This window comes from Bradyrhizobium australafricanum (assembly GCF_020329495.1).
In the GTDB taxonomy this organism is placed as follows: domain Bacteria; phylum Pseudomonadota; class Alphaproteobacteria; order Rhizobiales; family Xanthobacteraceae; genus Bradyrhizobium; species Bradyrhizobium australafricanum.
The window spans coordinates 1-18387 of record NZ_JAGKJL010000076.1; the positions used below are offsets into that span (position 1 = coordinate 1).

Genomic DNA, 18387 nt, shown 5'->3' on the forward strand with positions numbered 1-18387 from the left:
TCCTGGCCGACTTCCCGCACCAGGTTCACACCATCCTGACCGACAATGGCGCGGAGTTCACCGACCGCTTCGCTGTCGACAAGAAGAACAAGCCGCCCGGGAAACCTTCCGGCGACCACCCCTTTGATCGGCTCTGCAAGCAGCGCGGCATCCAGCATCGCCTGACCAAGCCTTACCACCCGCAGACCAACGGCCTCGTCGAACGCTTCAACCGGCGTATCGCCGAAGCCATTGGCCGCGAACAAAAGCGCGGCAGCGCCCGGCGGACCTTCATCGACCATGCCGATCGCGACGCCTTCATCGCCAGGTTCGTCCACGACTACAACCGGACTCGCCTCAAATGCCTCGGCTACCAGGCCCCGATCCAGGCCGTTGCTAAACTCACGGGACTGAACACGACGGCAGGGCTGTCGCATGTGACTACCCACGTCTCGTAGCCCGGATGGAGCGAAGCGTAATCTGGGGCGGCCTGTCCGCGGATACAGGCCCCGGATTTCGCTGCGCTCCATCCGTGCTACAGATCTCTCTTCTCCTTCCCCCTGAAAGGGGGAAGGTCGGGATGGGGGTCAGCCACACGCACCGTCTCTCGTGGAGAGAGATGATCCCCACCCGCTTTGCTCTGGCGAGCAAAGCGACCTCCCCTTTTCAAGGGGAGGTTATGGAAAGAAGCGGTCCCGGATTGCGCGGAGCCTGTCATCGGGCGCGCGTTCGCGCGACCCGTTGGCTCCATCCGGGCTACGAGCGCTTACAGCATGCTCGGCAGCACGCGATCCGGCGGCTTGTGGGCGTCGAGGAAGGTTCGGATGTTGATGATCACCTTCTCGCCCATCTCGACGCGGCCCTCGATGGTGGCCGAGCCCATATGCGGCAGCAGCGTCACCTTGCCGGCCTTGGCGAGCCGCACCAGCTTCGGGTTCACCGCCGGCTCGTGCTCATAGACGTCGAGGGCTGCGCCGCCGATATCGCCGGCTTCGATCAGCTTGATCAGCGTGTCCTCGTCGATCACCTCGCCGCGCGCGGTGTTGACGACATAGGCCTCTTTCCGGATCAGCTTGAGCCGCCGCGCCGAGAGCAGGTGATAGGTGGCCGGCGTGTGCGGGCAATTCACCGAGATGATGTCCATCCGCGCCAGCATCTGATCGAGGCTTTCCCAATAGGTGGCCCCTAGCTCTTCGGCGATCATAGGCGCCACCGGGCGGCGGTTGTGATAGTGGATCTGCAGGCCGAACGCCCGGGCGCGGCGCGCCACCGCCTGGCCGATGCGACCCATGCCGACGATGCCGAGGCGCTTGCCGCCGATGCGGTGGCCGAGCATCCAGGTCGGCGACCAGCCCGCCCAGTGCTGCCTGCCTTCGGTCAGGATCGAAGCGCCCTCGATCAGGCGCCGCGGCACCGCCAGGATCAGCGCCATGGTCATGTCGGCGGTGTCCTCGGTCAGCACCTTCGGGGTGTTGGTCACCGTGATGCCACGCGCATGCGCCGCGGCGACATCGATATTGTCGACGCCGTTGCCGAAATTGGCGATCATCTTCAGCTTGCAGTCGGGCTGATTGATCACGTCCTCGCGGATCATGTCGGTCACGGTCGGCACCAGCACGTCGGCGGTTCGCGCCGCCTCGGCGATCTGCTCCGGCGTCATCGGCGTGTCGTCGAGATTCAATCTGGCGTCGAACAGCTCGCGCATCCGGGTCTCGATCGAGTCCGGCAGCTTGCGGGTGACGACGACGAGAGGCTTTTTCTTCACCGACATGTCCTGCTTTCATGAGGCGCGCGGCCTGTCAAAAAACAAACCGTTCAGGCCTCATTAACCCGGTTGTTCGACACTGCTGATAGCCGCGCTGTCCCGGCGTTTCCTTCGCGTTTCCTAGGGTTCCCCGATACTTGCCCCGGCTTTTCGCCAAGGCGAAACGACGGGAAATTCGGGTGTTCTGGCTCTCAGGCGTTCCGTCCTCTCTAGCAGAAGGCCGGGCCAAGACAAGAACCCCTCGGGCATGCAGTGCGGGAGCGACCTGGCGCGGGCGCTGGGGCCTTCGGGCGTGGTTTGGGTTGCGGTTCGCCGAATGCGGGTTGGGCATCTCGGCAGGAGACGGGTTGATGGTGGCGTTCTGGCGTTTCGGTTCATTGGTGGCGCTGGTCGGAAGCATGCTGAGTGCGTCGGTCATGCCCGGACATTCCGCCAAGGATTTGAGCCCCACCACCAGCGGCCTGCCGATTCCACGCTATGTCAGCCTGAAGTCGGATCACGTGAACGTCCGGGCCGGCCCGACCAAGGATAATGACGTCGCCTGGGTCTACACGCGGTCGGGGCTGCCGGTCGAAATTACCGCCGAGTTCGAGAACTGGCGCCGGGTGCGCGATTCCGAGGGTGCCGAAGGCTGGGTTTATCATTCCCTGCTGTCCGGCCGCCGCACCGCCGTCGTCACGATGAAGAACAAGGACGATCTGGCCTCGCTCTACGATCGTCCCGATGCCGCCAGCGCCGTCGCGGCGCGCCTGCAGGCCGGCGTCGTCGCGCAGGTGAAGAAATGCGCCAATAACTGGTGCCGGGTCACCGGCAGCGGGTTCGACGGCTGGATCGAGCAGCAGCGCCTCTGGGGCGTCTACGCCGACGAGAAGGTGGACTGAGTTTTCCTCGTCCCGAACGACAATGGCCGGGACGAGCCCGGCCATCACAACTCAAATCGACGGTAAGACGGTTCAGCGCTTCTTGCGCAGCCGCACCACCATGTCGACGCGGGAGATCTCGTAGCCTTCCGGTACGTCGGGCATCTTCGACAGCACGAGGTTCGGGTCGGGAATATCGACCAGCTCGTGGTTGTGCTCGAGATAGAAGTGGTGGTGCGTCGACACGTTGGTATCGAAATAGGTTTTCGTGCCGTCGACGCTGACCTGGCGCAGCAGGCCGGCATCGGTCAGCTGGTTCAGGGTGTTGTAGACGGTCGCCAGCGACACCGGAACCTTGGCCAGCGTGGCTTCCTCGTACAGCATTTCAGCGGTCAGGTGGCGGGCACCCTTGCCGAACAGCAGCCAGCCCAGCGCCATGCGCTGACGGGTCGGCCGCAGACCGGCAGACTGCAACATTTCGTTGACGTCATGCCACGGACAGCCGGTCAGGGCAGGGTGGTGCCCAGCGCCCCGGGCAGCCGGGTGCACGGCATCATCGTTCACAGCCGGTACTTCCTCGTTCATATCCACTCTATGCACCCAACTCAGGCAATATTCCTCATAAATATAAAAAGGATGCCTATCAGATGCAAGTTTTTCGCAACTAGAACGAATCCAAGCTGCGGTAGAAACCTAAGGAGAAGCGGTCATTTATCCTCGGAATGCCGCTTTGCTGCCCAGTTGGCGCTATGTTAGAGAGCGCGCGGACCACATATGCGCTTTCGGCAGAGATAACAGGCCGTAGCGTACCCAGGTAGCGCCAAGATGCGGGACGGGTTATTCCGGTTCCCGTGGGTAGATCAAGGTCCGACCAAGCAAAGCGCTCATCGGGACATCAGAGGTGGAAAGAGGATGCTGGATCGGCGCGGCGGTTACGAATACGAGGATTTGCTGGCTTGCGGGCGGGGCGAGCTTTTCGGTCCCGGCAACGCCCAGTTGCCGCTGCCGCCGATGCTCATGTTCGATCGCATCAGCGAGATTTCGGAGAATGGCGGCGAGTTCGGCAAGGGGCTGGTGCGCGCCGAGCTCGAGGTGAAACCGGATCTCTGGTTCTTCGGCTGCCATTTCAAGAACGATCCGGTGATGCCGGGTTGCCTCGGCCTCGATGCCATGTGGCAAATGGTCGGCTTTTACCTTGGCTGGATCGGTGGCGAAGGTCGTGGCCGCGCGCTCGGCCTCGGCGAGCTGAAGTTCTCCGGACAGGTGCTGCCGCAAGCGCGCAAGGTTGTGTACAACATCGATATCAAGCGCGTGATGCGGTCAAAGCTCGTGCTTGGAATTGCCGACGGGTGGCTTTCCATGGACGACGAGATTATCTATCGCGCCAAGGACTTGAAGGTCGGGTTGTTCAAGCAGGGCACGGCGCCATCTTGAGCAGGATCATCATGCGGCAACATAAAGGCAGGGCGAGGCGAACATGAGGCGGGTTGTCATCACGGGGATGGGTATTGTCTCGTCCATCGGTAACAACACCCAGGAAGTGCTTGCGAGCCTCTACGAGGCGAAGTCGGGCATTTCGCGCGCGGAGAAGGCCGCCGAACTCGGCTTCCGTTCGCAGGTGCACGGTGCGCCGACACTCAATCCTGCCGAGGTGATCGATCGCCGCGCGATGCGGTTCCTTGCCGAAGGTGCGGCGTGGAATCACGTTGCGATGGAACAGGCGATCCGCGACTCGGGCCTCGAGGAAAGCGAAGTCTCCAACATCCGTACCGGCATCATCATGGGATCCGGCGGTCCGTCGACGCGCACGCTGGTGGAGGCCGCCGACATCGCGCGCGCCAAGGGCCCGAAGCGCGTCGGTCCGTTCGCGGTGCCGAAGGGCATGTCCTCGACCGCGTCGGCGACGCTCGCCACCTGGTTCAAGATCAAGGGCGTGAACTATTCGATCTCGTCGGCCTGCGCGACGTCGAACCACTGCATCGGCAACGCCTATGAGACGATCCAGATCGGCAAGCAGGATGTCATCTTCGCCGGCGGCTGCGAGGAACTCGACTGGACGCTGTCGGTGCTGTTCGACGCCATGGGCGCGATGTCCTCGAAATACAACGACACGCCCGCCACCGCCTCGCGTCCCTACGATCTCAACCGCGACGGCTTCGTCATCGCGGGCGGCGCGGGTGTCGTGGTGCTGGAAGAGCTCGAGCATGCCAAGGCGCGCGACGCCAGGATCTATGGCGAGGTCGTCGGCTACGGCGCAACTTCCGACGGCTACGACATGGTGGCGCCATCGGGCGAGGGCGCCGAGCGCTGCATGCGCATGGCGATGTCGACGGTGAACACGCCGGTCGACTACATCAATCCGCATGCCACTTCGACGCCCGCCGGCGATCCGCCGGAGATCGAGGCGATCCGCAAGGTGTTCGGCACCGGCGACAAGTGCCCGCCGATCTCGGCGACCAAGGCGCTGACCGGCCACTCGCTCGGCGCCACCGGCGTGCAGGAAGCGATCTATTCGCTGCTGATGCTGAACAACGGCTTCATCTGCGAGAGCGCGCATATCACCGAACTCGATCCGGTGTTTGCCGACATGCCGATCGTGCGCAAGCGCATCGACAACGCCAAGCTCAACACCGTGCTGTCGAACTCGTTCGGCTTCGGCGGCACCAACGCGACGCTGGTGTTCAGGCGGCTTGACGCGTGATTTCGCCTCTCCTCGCTTGCTGAGGGAGGTCCGCGGGCAGCGAATGGGAACATTGCAACGATCCGGAATGGGGTGGGAATGATTATTGAACCGCGCGTGCGAGGCTTCATCTGCACGACGGCACATCCCGTCGGCTGCGCCACGAATGTCCGCGAACAGATCGCCTATGTTCTGAAGCAGGGCCCGGTCGCCGACTGCCCGAAGCGCGTTGCCGTGCTGGGCTGCTCGACGGGGTATGGCCTCGCGAGCCGCATCGTCGCGACCTTCGCCGGCGGCGCCGATACGATCGGCGTGTCGCTGGAGCGCGAGCCGTCGGAAAAGAGAAGCGCCAGCGCCGGCTGGTACAACAACCGCGCCTTCGAGATCGAGGCCCAGAAGATCGGACGCTCGCCGCTCACGCTCGAAGGCGACGCCTTCTCCGACGAGCTGAAGGCGACCTTCATCGAGCGCGTGCGCGAGAAATTCGGACAGCTCGACCTGCTGGTCTACAGCATGGCCGCTCCGGTCCGGACCGATCCCGACACCGGCAAGACCTATCGTTCGGTGATCAAGCCGCTGGGCGCCCCGGTCGAGATCAAGACGCTCGACACCGAGACCGGCGAGGTGTTCCAGACCACGCTCGAACCGGCGAGCGAGGAGCAAACCGCGGCCACCGTCGCGGTGATGGGCGGCGACGACTGGAAGCGCTGGATCGATCAGCTGGCGGATGCCGGCGTGCTGGCGCCGGGCTTCCGGACGCTCAACTACACCTATATCGGCAGTGAACTGACCTGGCCGATCTACTGGAACGGCACGCTCGGCCGCGCCAAGGTCGATCTCGACAGCAAGGCGGAAGCGATCCGCGGCCGGCTCGGTGCGGACGCCGCCCGCGTCGTCGCGCTGAAGGCCGTGGTCACCCAGGCGAGCTCGGCGATTCCGGTGGTGCCGCTCTATGGCACGGTGCTGTTCAAGGTGATGAAGCAGCTCGGTCTCCACGAAGGCTGCATCGAGCAGATCGATCGCCTGTTCCGGACGAAGCTCGGTAAGGGCGTCGAGCTCGATGACGCGCAGCGCGTCCGGGTCGACGACTGGGAGCTTTCCCCCGAGGTGCAGACGGAAGTGTCGCGGCGTTGGCCCCTGCTCACCACCGAGACGCTCGGCGAACTCGCCGACCTCCAGGAATACAAGAGCCAGTTCCTGCGCCTGTTCGGCTTCGGCATCGACGGCGTGGATTACACGCAGGACGTGGATCCGCGCGTCGTGCCGGGTTAGGCCGTTCGCAATTCACTGCTTCGTAGCCCGGATGGAGCGAAGCGTAATCCGGGACAGCTCTTTCTACGTCAGAGACTTTTCCCGGATTGCGCTTCGCTCCATCCGGGCTACGAGATTCCATCCGGGTTACAAGACCCGACGCTCACCCCGCCGCGATCTTCTCTGCGCGCTGGAACGCGGGCCGGGCCACGCAGCGGCCGATATAGGCCTCGAATGACGGCCGCGACGGCACCATCTTGAACACACGTACCGCAAAGTTCAGTCCCGCGCCGATCGCGATGTCGGCAGCGGAGAATTGATCGCCGAGGATCCACGGCCCCTTCTGCAGCTCGGCGTCGAGCACGTCGAACACCTGCGCGGCGCTGCCCCATGCTGCGGTGCTGGTCGGCACCTCGAGCTTGGTGAAGAGCTGGATCAGCGCCGGCTCGATGCAGCTCGGCGAGAAGAACAGCCACTGCAGGTAGCGCGCCCGCTTCGGGTCCGTCGCTGCCGGCGCGAGTTTGGTCTCGGGATAACGGTCGGCGATATAGGCGCAGATCGCGGCGGCCTCGGCGAGATGCGCGTCGCCGTCGGTCAGCGCCGGCACCTTGCCCATCGGGTTGATCTTGAGGAAGTCCGGCGATTTCTGCGCGCCGGTGCTGATGTCGGTCAGCACCCGTTCGTATGGCAGACCGGATTCCTCCAGCAGCCAGATGGCTGAGAACGAGCGCGAGCGCGGCGACCAGTACAGCTTGATCATGGCTTAGCCTCCGATGTGCGGTTTGTTCTCTTCCACCGATAGTGCTTCATCATGAAGCCGGTGATCGGATTGGGCGCTTCCTTTTCGAACACAAAGCCTTCGCGCTCGTACCAGCGCCACGCCTTCTCGTTCTCGCGGACGCATTTCAGCCAGATCTCGTCGGGCATCTGCCGGCGCGTGAAGGCGAGCAGCGCGCGTCCCAGGCTCCGGCCCTGATAGGCGGGGACCACCATCAGCTGATCGAGCAGCAAGGTCGGCAAGTGCAGCGCCAGCATGGCGGCGATGCTGCCCTGATCGTCGGCGACGAACAGGCTCCAGCCACCAGCGATCTCGCGCGGCAAGCGGATACGCAGATCGTTCAACAGGCTGTCGCTGGCTTGCGAGAGCCCGGTCGAAACCCAGCTCGCCATCCAGGCGCGCGCGATCGCGTCATGTTCGTCGGGACGAGCGGGGCGGATGATCGGCGGCGTCATTGTTCCCTATCGCGTTCGACGCCGGCGGCGCGACGCTGTGGGTGCATAAAGGTGAAAGCCCGCGATCGTCTCGCGGAGCTTTCAACTCTAGCGCAGTTGTGTGCGACCGGCGAGCCCGGCGGCTCACACGCCGAGCGTGCCGGCCTTTGCTGCCGCATAGCGCTCAGCCACGGCCTTCCAGTTCACCGTATTCCACCACGCCTTGAGATAATCGGGCCGGCGGTTCTGGTAGGTCAGGTAATAGGCGTGCTCCCAGACGTCATTGCCGAGCAGCGCGCGCTTGCCGTCCATGATCGGATTGTCCTGGTTCGGCCGCGTCTCGATCGCGAGCTTGCCGTCCTTGGTCACGGTGACGAACACCCAGCCGGAGCCGAACACGCGCCCGCCGGCAGCGTTGAATTCGGTCTGGAATTTTTCCATGCCGCCGAGGTCGCGATCGATCGCGGCGAGCACCTCGCCGTCCGCCTTGCCGCCGTTCGGTCCCATGATCTGCCAGAACATGGTGTGGTTGGCATGGCCGCCCATGTTGTTGCGAACGCCGGTACGGATCGCCTCCGGCACGCTGCCGAGATTGGCGAGCACCTCGACGACCGGCTTTTCGGCGATCTGCGGATTGTCCTTGGCGAAATTGTTGAGGTTGGTGACATAGGCCTGATGATGCCGGTCGTGATGGATTTCCATCGTCTTGGCGTCGATATGCGGCTCCAGCGCATTGGTGGGATAGGTCAGCGGATCGATCTTGAACGGTCCGGCGGGGGCCTGCGCGAACGCCGTGCGCGATGCGGCTGCGGCCGCGGCGATGCCGCCTGCTGCGATGATCAAATGGCGTCGGGACATCGAGGACATCGTAGTTCTCCGTGCTGGGAAAGCTTCCTGATGTTAGGCCCGAGTTGTGAACGGGTTCCAGCGAATCCGGTCACAATGCCGGGTCAAAACCGCGCATGCCGATCAGCGGAGATTGATTCGCGTCCGATCTCGGCAAAACCAAAAAGGGCGGCCACAGGGCCGCCCTTTTCGTAACAGTCGATTTGCAAGTCGATTGGCCCTGGCTTACTCGCCGGCAGCTTCGCGCGGCGCCGCAGCCGGCGCTTCGGTCTTCTGCTTGGCCTCGAGATCCTCGCCGGTCTCCTGGTCGACCGCCTTCATCGACAGGCGGGTCTTGCCGCGATCGTCGAAGCCGAGCAGCTTGACCTTGACCTTGTCGCCTTCCTTGACGACGTCGGAGGTCTTCTGCACGCGGTTGGACGCGAGCTGGCTGATGTGGACGAGGCCGTCCTTGGCGCCGAAGAAGTTCACGAACGCGCCGAACTCCATCACCTTGACGACGGTGCCCTCGTAGATCTGGCCGACCTCCGGATCGGAGGCGATCGACTTGATCCACTTGATCGCAGCCTTCATCGCCTCGCCATCGTTGGAGGCGACCTTCACGGTGCCGTCGTCCTCGATGTTGACCTTGGCGCCGGTCTTCTCGACGATCTCGCGGATCACCTTGCCGCCGGTGCCGATCACTTCGCGGATCTTGTCGGTGGCGATCTTGAAGGTCTCGATGCGCGGTGCGTATTCGCCGAGCTCGGCGCGCGCCGCGGTCAGTGCCTTGGCCATCTCGCCGAGGATGTGGATGCGCCCTTCCTTGGCCTGGCCAAGCGCAACCTTCATGATCTCCTCGGTGATGCCCTCGATCTTGATGTCCATCTGGAGCGAGGTGATGCCGTGGTCGGTACCGGCGACCTTGAAGTCCATGTCGCCGAGATGATCCTCGTCACCGAGGATGTCCGACAGCACCGCGAAGCGCTGACCTTCGAGGATCAGGCCCATGGCGATACCGGCGGTCGGCCGCTTCAGCGGCACGCCGGCGTCCATCAGCGACAGCGAGGCGCCGCACACCGAGGCCATCGAGGACGAGCCGTTCGACTCGGTGATCTCGGAGACCACGCGGATCGTGTACGGGAACTCGTGATGCGGCGGCAGCACCGGGTGGATCGCGCGCCAGGCGAGCTTGCCGTGGCCGATTTCGCGGCGCTTGGTGCCGCCGAGGCGACCGGTTTCACCGACCGAGTAGGGCGGGAAGTTGTAGTGCAGCAGGAACGTTTCCTTGTACGTCCCCGACAGTGCATCGATGTACTGCTCGTCCTCGCCGGTGCCGAGCGTGGTCACGACCATCGCCTGGGTCTCACCGCGGGTGAACAGCGCCGAGCCGTGGGCGCGCGGCAGCACGCCGGCTTCGGCGATGATGTTGCGCACGGTCTTGGCGTCACGGCCGTCGATGCGCTTGCCGGTGTCAAGGATGTTCCAGCGAACGATCTTGGCTTCCAGTTCCTTGAACACGCCGGCGACGCGAAGTTTGTCGTATTTCGGCTCCTGGCCTTCCGGGAAGAAGTGCGCCAGCACCTTTTCCTTGACGGCGCCGACCGCGGCATAGCGTTCCTGCTTGACCGGGATCGCATAGGCCTTGCGGAGCTCCTGTTCGGCGATGCCGAGCATCTCCTTCTCGATCTCCGAATTGTCGATCGTGGTGACTTCGCGCGGCTCCTTGGCGGCCTTCTCGGCGAGCTCGATGATCGCGTTGATGACCGGCTGGAAGTGGCGGTGGCCGAACATGACCGCGCCGAGCATCACGTCCTCGTTGAGCTCCTTGGCTTCCGATTCGACCATCAGCACGGCGTCGGCGGTGCCGGCGACGACGAGGTCGAGCTGGGTCTCGGTCATCTCGTCGAGCGTCGGGTTGAGCACGTATTCGTCATTGGCGAAGCCGACGCGCGCGGCGCCGATCGGGCCCTTGAACGGCGCGCCCGACAGCGTCAGGGCGGCGGAGGCGGCGACCAGCGACACGATGTCCGGATCGTTCTCCATGTCGTGCGAGAGCACGGTGACGATCACCTGGGTCTCGTTGCGCCAGCCGTCGACGAACAGCGGACGGATCGGGCGGTCGATCAGGCGGGAGACCAGCGTCTCCTTCTCGGTCGGACGGCCTTCGCGCTTGAAATAGCCGCCGGGAATGCGGCCCGCGGCGTAGGTCTTCTCCTGGTAGTCGACCGTGAGCGGCAGGAAGTCGACGCCCTCGCGCGGCGCCTTCGCCGCAACGACGGTGGCAAGCACCACGGTCTCGCCGTAGGTGGCCATCACGGCGCCGTCGGCCTGGCGGGCGATCTTGCCGGTTTCAAGTTTGAGGGGACGTCCACCCCAGTCGATTTCGACGGAATGCGAATTGAACATTTCGGTTTTCTTTCATGGTTTCACGAAAGCACGGCGCCCTGAAACACAAAGACCATGCCAAGACGGCGAGACACTGATGCGCTGTCGCGATCAGCATCCGGCGATCCTGCCATGGTCCCTGGATTTCGGATGGCGTCCATCCTTTCGGTCATCTGGGCATCTTGCCCGGTCCAGCGGCCGGATTGCTGCTGGACGCTAGTGTGCATGGCGCGACTGCCATGCTGCGCATGATCATCTTTCGACAATTCGAAAGCCCGAGTTCACGGACGACCATGCGAAAACGCGCGCGAACCCTCGCGCGCGTGCTTCTCAAATCAACGACGGATGTTGTGCTTTTCGAGCAGCGCCTTGTAGCGCGCCTCGTCCTTGCGCTTGATGTAGTCAAGCAGGGAACGACGCGTCGACACGAGCTTCAGGAGGCCGCGACGTGAATGGTTGTCCTTCACATGGCTCTTGAAGTGCTCGGTGAGGTTATTGATGCGTTCCGACAGGATCGCGACCTGAACCTCGGGCGAGCCGGTGTCGCCGGCTTTGTTGGCATTCGTCTTGATGACTTCCGCTTTGCGTTCGGCGGTAATCGACATCGTCAGTTACTTTCATCGTTGCGAGCCGGACCGGCAGTCAGTCCGTTCAGGTTGAACACGCGCTTGGGGATGAGTTCGCCATTGCCAATTTCGGCAAGCGCGAGAAGCCGGCCTGCCACCGTGACATAGACTGTGCCGCTGGTATTGGGCGCATCCCGTCCGCGCAACAAAACGGCCTGGCCCCTGTGGAGCCTTGCCGCATCAGCCCGTGTGACGGCCAGTGCCGGGATGTCGTCCAGCGCGGTCTCAACGGGCAAAAGCGCGTCGGCGAGGCTGCCCTCGCCAGACGCGGCTCTATTGCATAAAGCCTCCAACTGTTCCAGCGGAATCATGTCCCGTTCGGTAAACGGACCGACAAGGGTCCGCCGCAGGGCGCAGATATGGCCGAAACAGCCCAGGATCCGGCCCATATCGCGGGCCAGCGCCCGGACATAGGTTCCCTTGCCGCACTCGGCCTCGAATACGGACTGACCGTTATCGCCATGTTCCACAAGGGTTAATTCGTGAATTTCGACCGGGCGCGGCTTCAGTTCGACGGTCTCGCCGTCGCGCGCCAGATCATAGGCGCGCTCGCCCTGCACCTTGATCGCCGAATATTGCGGTGGGATCTGCTCGATCACCCCGGTAAAGCGCGGCAACAGTTCCCGGATCGAATCGGCGGTCGGCCGGCTCTCGCTGGTCCTGACCGGCCGCCCCTCGGTGTCGTCGGTGTCGCGCTCCTCGCCCCAGCACACCGTGAAGCGGTAGCGCTTGCGGCCGTCCATCACGAACGGCACCGTCTTGGTGGCCTCGCCCAGCGCGATCGGCAAGCCGCCGGAGGCGAGTGGATCGAGCGTGCCGGCATGGCCGGCGCGCTTGGCCTGGAACAGGCGCTTGAGCACCGCGACCGCCTGCGTCGAGGTCATGCCGATCGGCTTGTCGAGCACCACCCAGCCGTGGACGTCGCGCTTGTCGCGGCGCGGCTGCTGGTTCTGCCTGCCCTGCTTCTGGCGCGGGTCGTTGTTGGTGCGGCGCGCATCGTCGGTGCGCTGGCCGGCAAAAGCATCCCGCTCAGCGTCGCGCGCGTCGGCATCCTTCGCGTCGACAACGCTGTTGGTCGTCATCACAGTCATCACTCGTCGTCCGAATCGGGTGCAAGGTCTCGCTGCACCGCAGGTGTCCGCAGTAGTTTCTCGATGCGCTCCGCCTCGTCGAACCGCTCATCGACGCGGAAGCGAATGTCGGGTGCAAATTTCAGGTTGACGCGGTGCGCGATCTCGCCGCGAAGGAACTTCTTGTTGCGCTCGAGCGCGGATATCACCGTGTCGGTGTCGCGGCCGCCGAGCGGCATCACGTAGATCGTGGCGAGCTTCAGATCCGGCGACATACGCACCTCGGGAACGGTGATGATGTGGCCTTCCAGATCGGGATCGTGAACCTCACCCTGTGACAGAATCTCGGCAACTGCATGGCGAACCGTTTCGCCGACGCGCAGCTGACGTTGCGATCCGCCGGGGCTGGAACTCTTCTTTTGACGGGGCATGACCTTTTTCCAAAACCGTCGCGCCCGCCAGCCGTGGCCGCGGGCATCAATGTCCTTGCTTTGCTTTCAATCGGACGATGCGCTGGTGGCCGGACTAAAGTCCGGCCACGCCGTCGCATTTTCAGTTAAATGGACCCAACGCCTAGCAAGATCTGCGCTTCGTAAGATTTGGACTTACAGAGAGCGCTGGATCGTCTCGATGCGGTAACACTCGATCACGTCGCCGACACGCATGTCGCCGTAGTTCTCGAACGCCATGCCACACTCCTGGCCGGCGACCACTTCCTTCACTTCATCCTTGAAGCGCTTCAGCGTCGACAGCTTGCCTTCGTGCACCACGACGTTGTCGCGGATCAGGCGAACATTGGCGCCGCGTTCCACGGTGCCGTCGGTGACGCGGCAACCCGCGACCTTGCCGACTTTGGAAATGTTGAACACTTCCAGGATCTGTGCGTTGCCCAGCATGGTTTCGCGCAGCGTGGGCGCGAGCAGGCCCGACATCGCCTTTTTGATGTCATCCACGAGGTCGTAGATGATGTTGTAGTAGCGGATCTCGATGCCGTTGCGCTTGGCGGCGGCTGCGGCTTCCTTGTTGGCTCGGACCGAGAAGCCGATGATCGCGGCGTTGAAGCCTTCCGCCAGCGTGACGTCGGACTCCGAGATGCCGCCGACGCCGGCATGCAGGATGCGGGCGGCGACTTCGTCGGTGCCGAGCTTCTCGAGCGAGCCCAGGATCGCTTCCAGCGAGCCCTGCACGTCGGCCTTGACGATCAGCGGGAACTCCTTGCGGCCCGCGGTCTTGAGTTGCGACATCATCTGCTCGAGCGAGCCGCGCATGCCCGAGATCGAGGCCGCGGCATTCTCGCGCTTTTGGTGCGCACGATAGCTCGTGACCTGACGGGCGCGGGCTTCGTTTTCGACCACGGCGAGACGATCGCCGGCTTCCGGCGGACCGTTGAAGCCGAGCACCTCGACCGGCACCGAAGGGCCGGCCTCTTCGAGATTCTCGCCCTGGTCGGAGATCAAGGCGCGGACGCGGCCCATCTCGGCGCCGGCCACGATGATGTCGCCGACGCGCAGCGTGCCGCGCTGCACCAGCACGGTCGCGACCGGACCGCGTCCGCGATCGAGCTTGGCTTCGATCACGGTGCCTTCCGCCGGACGCTCCGAGTTGGTCTTCAGGTCGAGGATTTCAGCCTGCAGCGCGATCATCTCGAGCAGCTTGTCGAGATTGGTCTTGTTCTTGGCCGAAACCTCGACGTCGACGACGTCGCCGCCGAGCGATTCGACCTGCACCTCGTACTGGAGCAACTCGGTGCGCACGCGCTCCGGTCGCGCATCCGGCTTGTCGATCTTGTTGATCGCCACGATCATCGGCACCTTGGCCGCTTTGGCGTGATTGATCGCCTCGATCGTCTGCGGCATCACGCCGTCATCGGCCGCGACCACCAGCACGACGATGTCGGTGACCTTGGCGCCGCGGGCGCGCATCGCGGTGAACGCGGCGTGGCCGGGCGTGTCGATGAAGGTGATCTTGGTGCCGCTCTCGGGCGACAGCACCTGGTAGGCGCCGATATGCTGGGTGATGCCGCCGGCTTCGCCCGATACGACGTTGGCGTGGCGCAGCGCGTCGAGCAGCGAGGTCTTGCCGTGGTCGACGTGACCCATGACGGTGACCACCGGCGAGCGCGGCTCGGTGTCGGTGGAATTGTCGACGACGTCGAACAGGCCCTCTTCCACGTCGGACGCCGCGACGCGCTTGACGCTGTGGCCGAGTTCTTCGGCGATCAGTTGCGCGGTGTCGGCATCGATCACGTCGGTGATCTTGTGCATCGCGCCCTGCTTCATCAGCATGCGGATGACGTCGACCGCGCGTTCCGACATGCGGTTTGCGAGTTCCTGGATCGTGATCGCTTCCGGAATGGTGACTTCGCGGATCAGCTTTTCCTTCGGTTCGTTCGACGCATGCCCCTTCAGGCGCTGGGTGCGGCGGCGGAACGAGGCGATCGAACGCTCGCGCACGTCGTCGGCGTTGAGCGCAGTGGTCAGAGTGAGGCGGCCGCGCTCCTTCTGCGGGCCGGGCTTGTGGGTGGTCTTCGGAGCCGCGGCGGGGCGCACGGCGCCGCCGGGGCGGCGCACCAGGCGCGGACCTTCGTCTTCGTCCGGCCCGGCCGCAACTGCCGCCGGCCGCGGCGCAGAGGCCGGTGCGCGCGCGGTTGTCGTGGTGGTCGGGCGTGCTGCGGGCGCGCGGGCAGGCGAAGCAGACGCAGGTGCGGCTGTCGTGGGCCTGGCCGTTGTTGTGGCCGGAGCGCCGGGTTTGGCTTCACCCTCGCCAAAGCGGCGCTTGGCCTCGACCTCGGCCTTGCGCTTGGCCTCTTCCTCGTGGCGGTGGCGCTCCTCTTCCGCCTTGCGGCGGGTTTCGGCGGCCTCGCGCTCGGCCTTCTCGGCAGCCTCGCGGACGGCGCGGCGCTTGGCTTCCTCTTCGGCCTGGCGGCGTTCCTCGATGTCGCGCTGACGGGCGTCGGCCAGCGCGCTGGCGCGCGCGGAACGCTCGTCCTCGGTCAGGGTCGGCAGCACCACGCCGGAGCGGGTGTTACGCTGTTGCTGGCCGGGAGGCGGGCCTGAGGGGCGGCCGAGCGGCGGCCTGGCGGCCGGCGCCGCAGGCTTTGCAACCACGGGTTCCGGCGCGTGCGCCTCGCCGGGACCATCGCCACCGACGCGACGCTTGCCGCGCTTCTCGACCACGACCTGCTTGGTCCGGCCGTGGCTGAAGCTCTGGCGCACGGTGCCCGTCTCGACGCGCGGCTTCAGCGACAACGTCTTGCTCGGGACACTCAAAGTCTTGTCGCCAGGGGTCTTGGTATCAACCATTCAGCAGTCCTAATCTCGTTTCGCTGTGCGTTTGCCGCACAAATCCTTCAACGTGTCGTCGTTTGCTGAGCATGACCGGTCGGAAAGACGGCGTCCGCCTTCCCGGATCACGCTCTGGAATTTCTGGCCGCTTCGGCGGTCTTGTCGTCGTCGGCCATCCGGTATCGGACCAGCATCTGGCAGCGCGACAGGAACGTCTTGCTCGCCGGGCCCGCGAGCAGCGCAGCATGTATCACATTTGACCGCCCAAGTGCCAAATCCAATTCTTCCGACGTCAAAACATTGACGACGGGGATTACCGGCGATTCACCACGTTTTTCGCCCCTTTGCCTCACGATCGCGTCCAATTTGCGGATTCCGTCCGCCGCGCCGTCGGAAGCGTGGATCAGGGCTGCAGTTTCGTTCCGGTTGAGTGCGTCCTCGACCTTGCCGAAGCCCGAAACCACCTGACCGGCCTTGGCGGCCATCGCCAGGGCCTCGGTGACGCTGCGCACCAGGAGGGTGTCGGTATCGGCGGGAAGGGTCGGGGCGACGCGGACATCGCGCTTGAATCCCTTGCTAAATTGGTGACGGCGGACGGCTTCCGCAACGCTGCGCCGCGACGCGGAAACCCAGAGTCCGCGGCCGGGCAGCTTGCGCTTGATATCCGGGATCACCTCGCCTGTGGGCGCGACGACGAACCGGATCAGCTCGTCGATCGGACGCACCTCGCGGCTGACCGCGCACATCCGCGTGGTCGCGGACTTCTGCGTCCGCGGCCCATCGTCGAGATCGGGGTCAGCCTGAGCCAGCATCCGTGGGGCATCTCCTTACGAAGCCGTCGTTTCTGCTTCGGCGGCCTCGGCCTCCTCAGCAGGCTTGGCGAGGTCGGCCTCGGTGATCCAGCCGGCCTTCAGACGGGCCTGCATGATCAAGGCCTCGGCCTCGTCGCGCGAGATCTCGATGCCGTCGAGGAACCCGGCATGCTTGGTCGGCTCGCCGCCTTCCTTGCGCTCGGTCCAGCCGACCAGATCGTCGGTGGCGCAGCCGGCGAGATCCTCGACCGTCTTCACGTCGTTCTCGCCGAGCTTCACCAGCATCTTGCCGGTGATGCCGGGCACGTCCTTCATGGCGTCCTCGACGCCGAGTTCCTTGCGCTTGGCTTCCAGTTCCGCCTCGAGCTGTTCCAGATATTCGCGGGCACGGGTCTGCAGCTCGGTGGCGGTCTCCTCGTCGAAACCCTCGATGCCCGCGAGTTCCTTGACGTCGACCAGCGCGAGTTCCTCGACCGAGGTGAAGCCTTCGGAGGCGAGCAGCTGGCCGACCACCTCGTCGACATTGAGCGCTTCCATGAACACGCGGGTCGAGTTCTCGAAGTCGGCCTGGCGGCGCTCCGACTCTTCCTGCTCGGTCAGGATGTCGATGTCCCAGCCGGTCAGCTGCGAGGCGAGGCGGACGTTCTGGCCGCGGCGGCCGATCGCCAGCGACAGCTGGTTATTGGTGTCGGGAACCACGACCTCGATGCGCTCGCGGTCCTCGTCGATCACGACCTTGGCGACTTCAGCCGGCGCCAGCGCGTTGACGACGAAGGTCGCAATGTCGGGCGACCACGGGATGATGTCGATCTTCTCGCCCTGCAGCTCGTTCACCACGGCCTGCACGCGCGAGCCGCGCATGCCGACGCAGGCGCCGACCGGGTCGACCGAGGAATCGCGCGAAATCACGCCGATCTTGGCGCGCGAGCCCGGATCGCGGGCGACCGCCTTGATCTCGACGATGCCGTCGTAGATCTCCGGCACTTCCTGCGCGAACAGCTTCGCCATGAACTGCGGATGGGTGCGCGACAGGAAGATCTGCGGACCGCGGGTCTCGCGGCGGACGTCGAAGATATAGGCGCGGACGCGGTCGCCGTTACGGAACACTTCGCGCGGCAGCATCTCGTCGCGGCGCACGATCGCTTCGCCACGGCCGAGGTCGACGATCACGCTGCCATATTCGACGCGCTTGACGATGCCGTTGACGATGTCGCCGATGCGGTCCTTGAATTCCTGGTACTGCCGGTCGCGCTCGGCCTCGCGCACCTTCTGCACGATCACCTGCTTGGCCGACTGCGCGGCAATGCGGCCATATTCCAGCGGCGGCAGGGTGTCGGCGATGGTGTCGCCGACCTGGGCGCCCGGATTGGCGCGCTGCGCGTCGTGCAGCGAAATCTGGTTCGACGAGTTTTCGACGACGTCGACCACCAGCATGTGGCGGGTCAGCCGCAGCTCGCCCTTCTTGGCGTCGATCTCGGCATGGACGTCGGTCTCGCTGCCGTAGCGGGCACGCGCGGCCTTGGCGATGGCGTCTTCCATCGCCGCGATCACGATGGAGCGGTCGATCGACTTTTCGCGCGCAACTGCGTCTGCGATCTGCAGCAGTTCGAGTTTGTTGGCGCTGACTGCCATGGC

General features: G+C 64.6%; 17 protein-coding genes. 5 read left to right on the forward strand and 12 right to left on the reverse strand.

Annotated features, from left to right (window positions below; genetic code table 11):
• Nucleotides 1-437 (forward strand): integrase core domain-containing protein (locus tag J6525_RS39725; RefSeq protein WP_225648713.1); only part of this gene is annotated, 437 nt, incomplete at its 5' end.
• A 308-nt stretch (nucleotides 438-745) separates the two neighbouring features.
• On the opposite strand, the gene J6525_RS39730 is transcribed toward J6525_RS39725, so the two are convergent.
• Entirely contained in the window at nucleotides 746-1750 is a 1005-nt protein-coding gene (locus J6525_RS39730) for a 2-hydroxyacid dehydrogenase (RefSeq protein WP_028335496.1), read from the reverse strand.
• 347 nt (nucleotides 1751-2097) lie between these two features.
• Between J6525_RS39730 and J6525_RS39735 the strand changes: the two genes are divergently transcribed.
• Nucleotides 2098-2625, forward strand: coding sequence for an SH3 domain-containing protein (locus J6525_RS39735; RefSeq protein WP_225648736.1), 528 nt, complete (start codon nucleotides 2098-2100; stop codon nucleotides 2623-2625).
• A 72-nt stretch (nucleotides 2626-2697) separates the two neighbouring features.
• Here J6525_RS39735 and irrA read toward each other — a convergent pair whose 3' ends face one another.
• Nucleotides 2698-3189 carry an iron response transcriptional regulator IrrA gene (irrA, locus tag J6525_RS39740; protein WP_026192029.1) on the reverse strand — a complete coding sequence of 164 codons (492 nt, stop codon included), beginning with the start codon at nucleotides 3187-3189 and terminating at the stop codon, nucleotides 2698-2700.
• Between the two features lie 327 nt (nucleotides 3190-3516).
• Here irrA and fabA point away from each other — a divergent pair, with 327 nt between their 5' ends.
• The 3 genes from fabA (at nucleotide 3517) to fabV (ending at nucleotide 6556) form a co-directional block, all read left to right on the forward strand.
• Entirely contained in the window at nucleotides 3517-4038 is a 522-nt protein-coding gene (gene fabA / locus J6525_RS39745) for a 3-hydroxyacyl-[acyl-carrier-protein] dehydratase FabA (RefSeq protein WP_057015289.1), read from the forward strand.
• A 43-nt stretch (nucleotides 4039-4081) separates the two neighbouring features.
• Nucleotides 4082-5305, forward strand: coding sequence for a beta-ketoacyl-ACP synthase I (fabB, locus tag J6525_RS39750; RefSeq protein WP_225648714.1), 1224 nt, complete (start codon nucleotides 4082-4084; stop codon nucleotides 5303-5305).
• 78 nt (nucleotides 5306-5383) lie between these two features.
• Nucleotides 5384-6556 (forward strand): enoyl-ACP reductase FabV, encoded by a 1173-nt coding sequence (gene fabV / locus J6525_RS39755; RefSeq protein ID WP_092081032.1) that lies wholly within the window; start codon nucleotides 5384-5386, stop codon nucleotides 6554-6556.
• A 142-nt stretch (nucleotides 6557-6698) separates the two neighbouring features.
• Here fabV and J6525_RS39760 read toward each other — a convergent pair whose 3' ends face one another.
• The 10 genes from J6525_RS39760 to nusA all read right to left on the reverse strand — a co-directional run bounded on the left by J6525_RS39760 (nucleotide 6699) and on the right by nusA (nucleotide 18384).
• The gene (locus tag J6525_RS39760; protein ID WP_225648716.1) at nucleotides 6699-7295 is read right to left on the reverse strand and encodes a glutathione S-transferase family protein; all 597 of its coding nucleotides are present in this window, start codon (nucleotides 7293-7295) and stop codon (nucleotides 6699-6701) included.
• On the reverse strand, nucleotides 7292-7768 hold the full coding sequence (locus tag J6525_RS39765) for a GNAT family N-acetyltransferase (RefSeq protein ID WP_225648717.1): 477 nt from the start codon (nucleotides 7766-7768) through the stop codon (nucleotides 7292-7294). Before J6525_RS39765 ends, J6525_RS39760 begins: the two co-directional genes overlap by 4 nt.
• Nucleotides 7769-7891: 123 nt before the next feature.
• A complete protein-coding gene (locus J6525_RS39770; protein WP_225648718.1) occupies nucleotides 7892-8614 on the reverse strand; it encodes a superoxide dismutase in 723 nt (240 codons plus the stop codon).
• Nucleotides 8615-8818: 204 nt separating this feature from the next.
• Nucleotides 8819-10981 (reverse strand): polyribonucleotide nucleotidyltransferase, encoded by a 2163-nt coding sequence (gene pnp, locus J6525_RS39775; RefSeq protein WP_050383431.1) that lies wholly within the window; start codon nucleotides 10979-10981, stop codon nucleotides 8819-8821.
• Nucleotides 10982-11295: 314 nt separating this feature from the next.
• Entirely contained in the window at nucleotides 11296-11565 is a 270-nt protein-coding gene (gene rpsO, locus J6525_RS39780; protein WP_016844725.1) for a 30S ribosomal protein S15, read from the reverse strand.
• A 2-nt stretch (nucleotides 11566-11567) separates the two neighbouring features.
• Nucleotides 11568-12677, reverse strand: coding sequence for a tRNA pseudouridine(55) synthase TruB (gene truB / locus J6525_RS39785; protein ID WP_092081024.1), 1110 nt, complete (start codon nucleotides 12675-12677; stop codon nucleotides 11568-11570).
• Nucleotides 12677-13087 carry a 30S ribosome-binding factor RbfA gene (gene rbfA / locus J6525_RS39790; RefSeq protein WP_028343913.1) on the reverse strand — a complete coding sequence of 137 codons (411 nt, stop codon included), beginning with the start codon at nucleotides 13085-13087 and terminating at the stop codon, nucleotides 12677-12679. The genes truB and rbfA overlap by 1 nt, the downstream gene beginning before the upstream one ends.
• A 174-nt stretch (nucleotides 13088-13261) precedes the next feature.
• Nucleotides 13262-15958 (reverse strand): translation initiation factor IF-2, encoded by a 2697-nt coding sequence (gene infB, locus J6525_RS39795; protein WP_225648719.1) that lies wholly within the window; start codon nucleotides 15956-15958, stop codon nucleotides 13262-13264.
• Between the two features lie 107 nt (nucleotides 15959-16065).
• The gene (locus J6525_RS39800; RefSeq protein WP_092081020.1) at nucleotides 16066-16752 is read right to left on the reverse strand and encodes an RNA-binding protein; all 687 of its coding nucleotides are present in this window, start codon (nucleotides 16750-16752) and stop codon (nucleotides 16066-16068) included.
• Between the two features lie 15 nt (nucleotides 16753-16767).
• Nucleotides 16768-18384: a transcription termination factor NusA gene (gene nusA / locus J6525_RS39805; RefSeq protein WP_225164081.1), complete on the reverse strand. Its 1617-nt coding sequence runs from the start codon at nucleotides 18382-18384 to the stop codon at nucleotides 16768-16770.
• Nucleotides 18385-18387 lie beyond the last annotated feature (3 nt).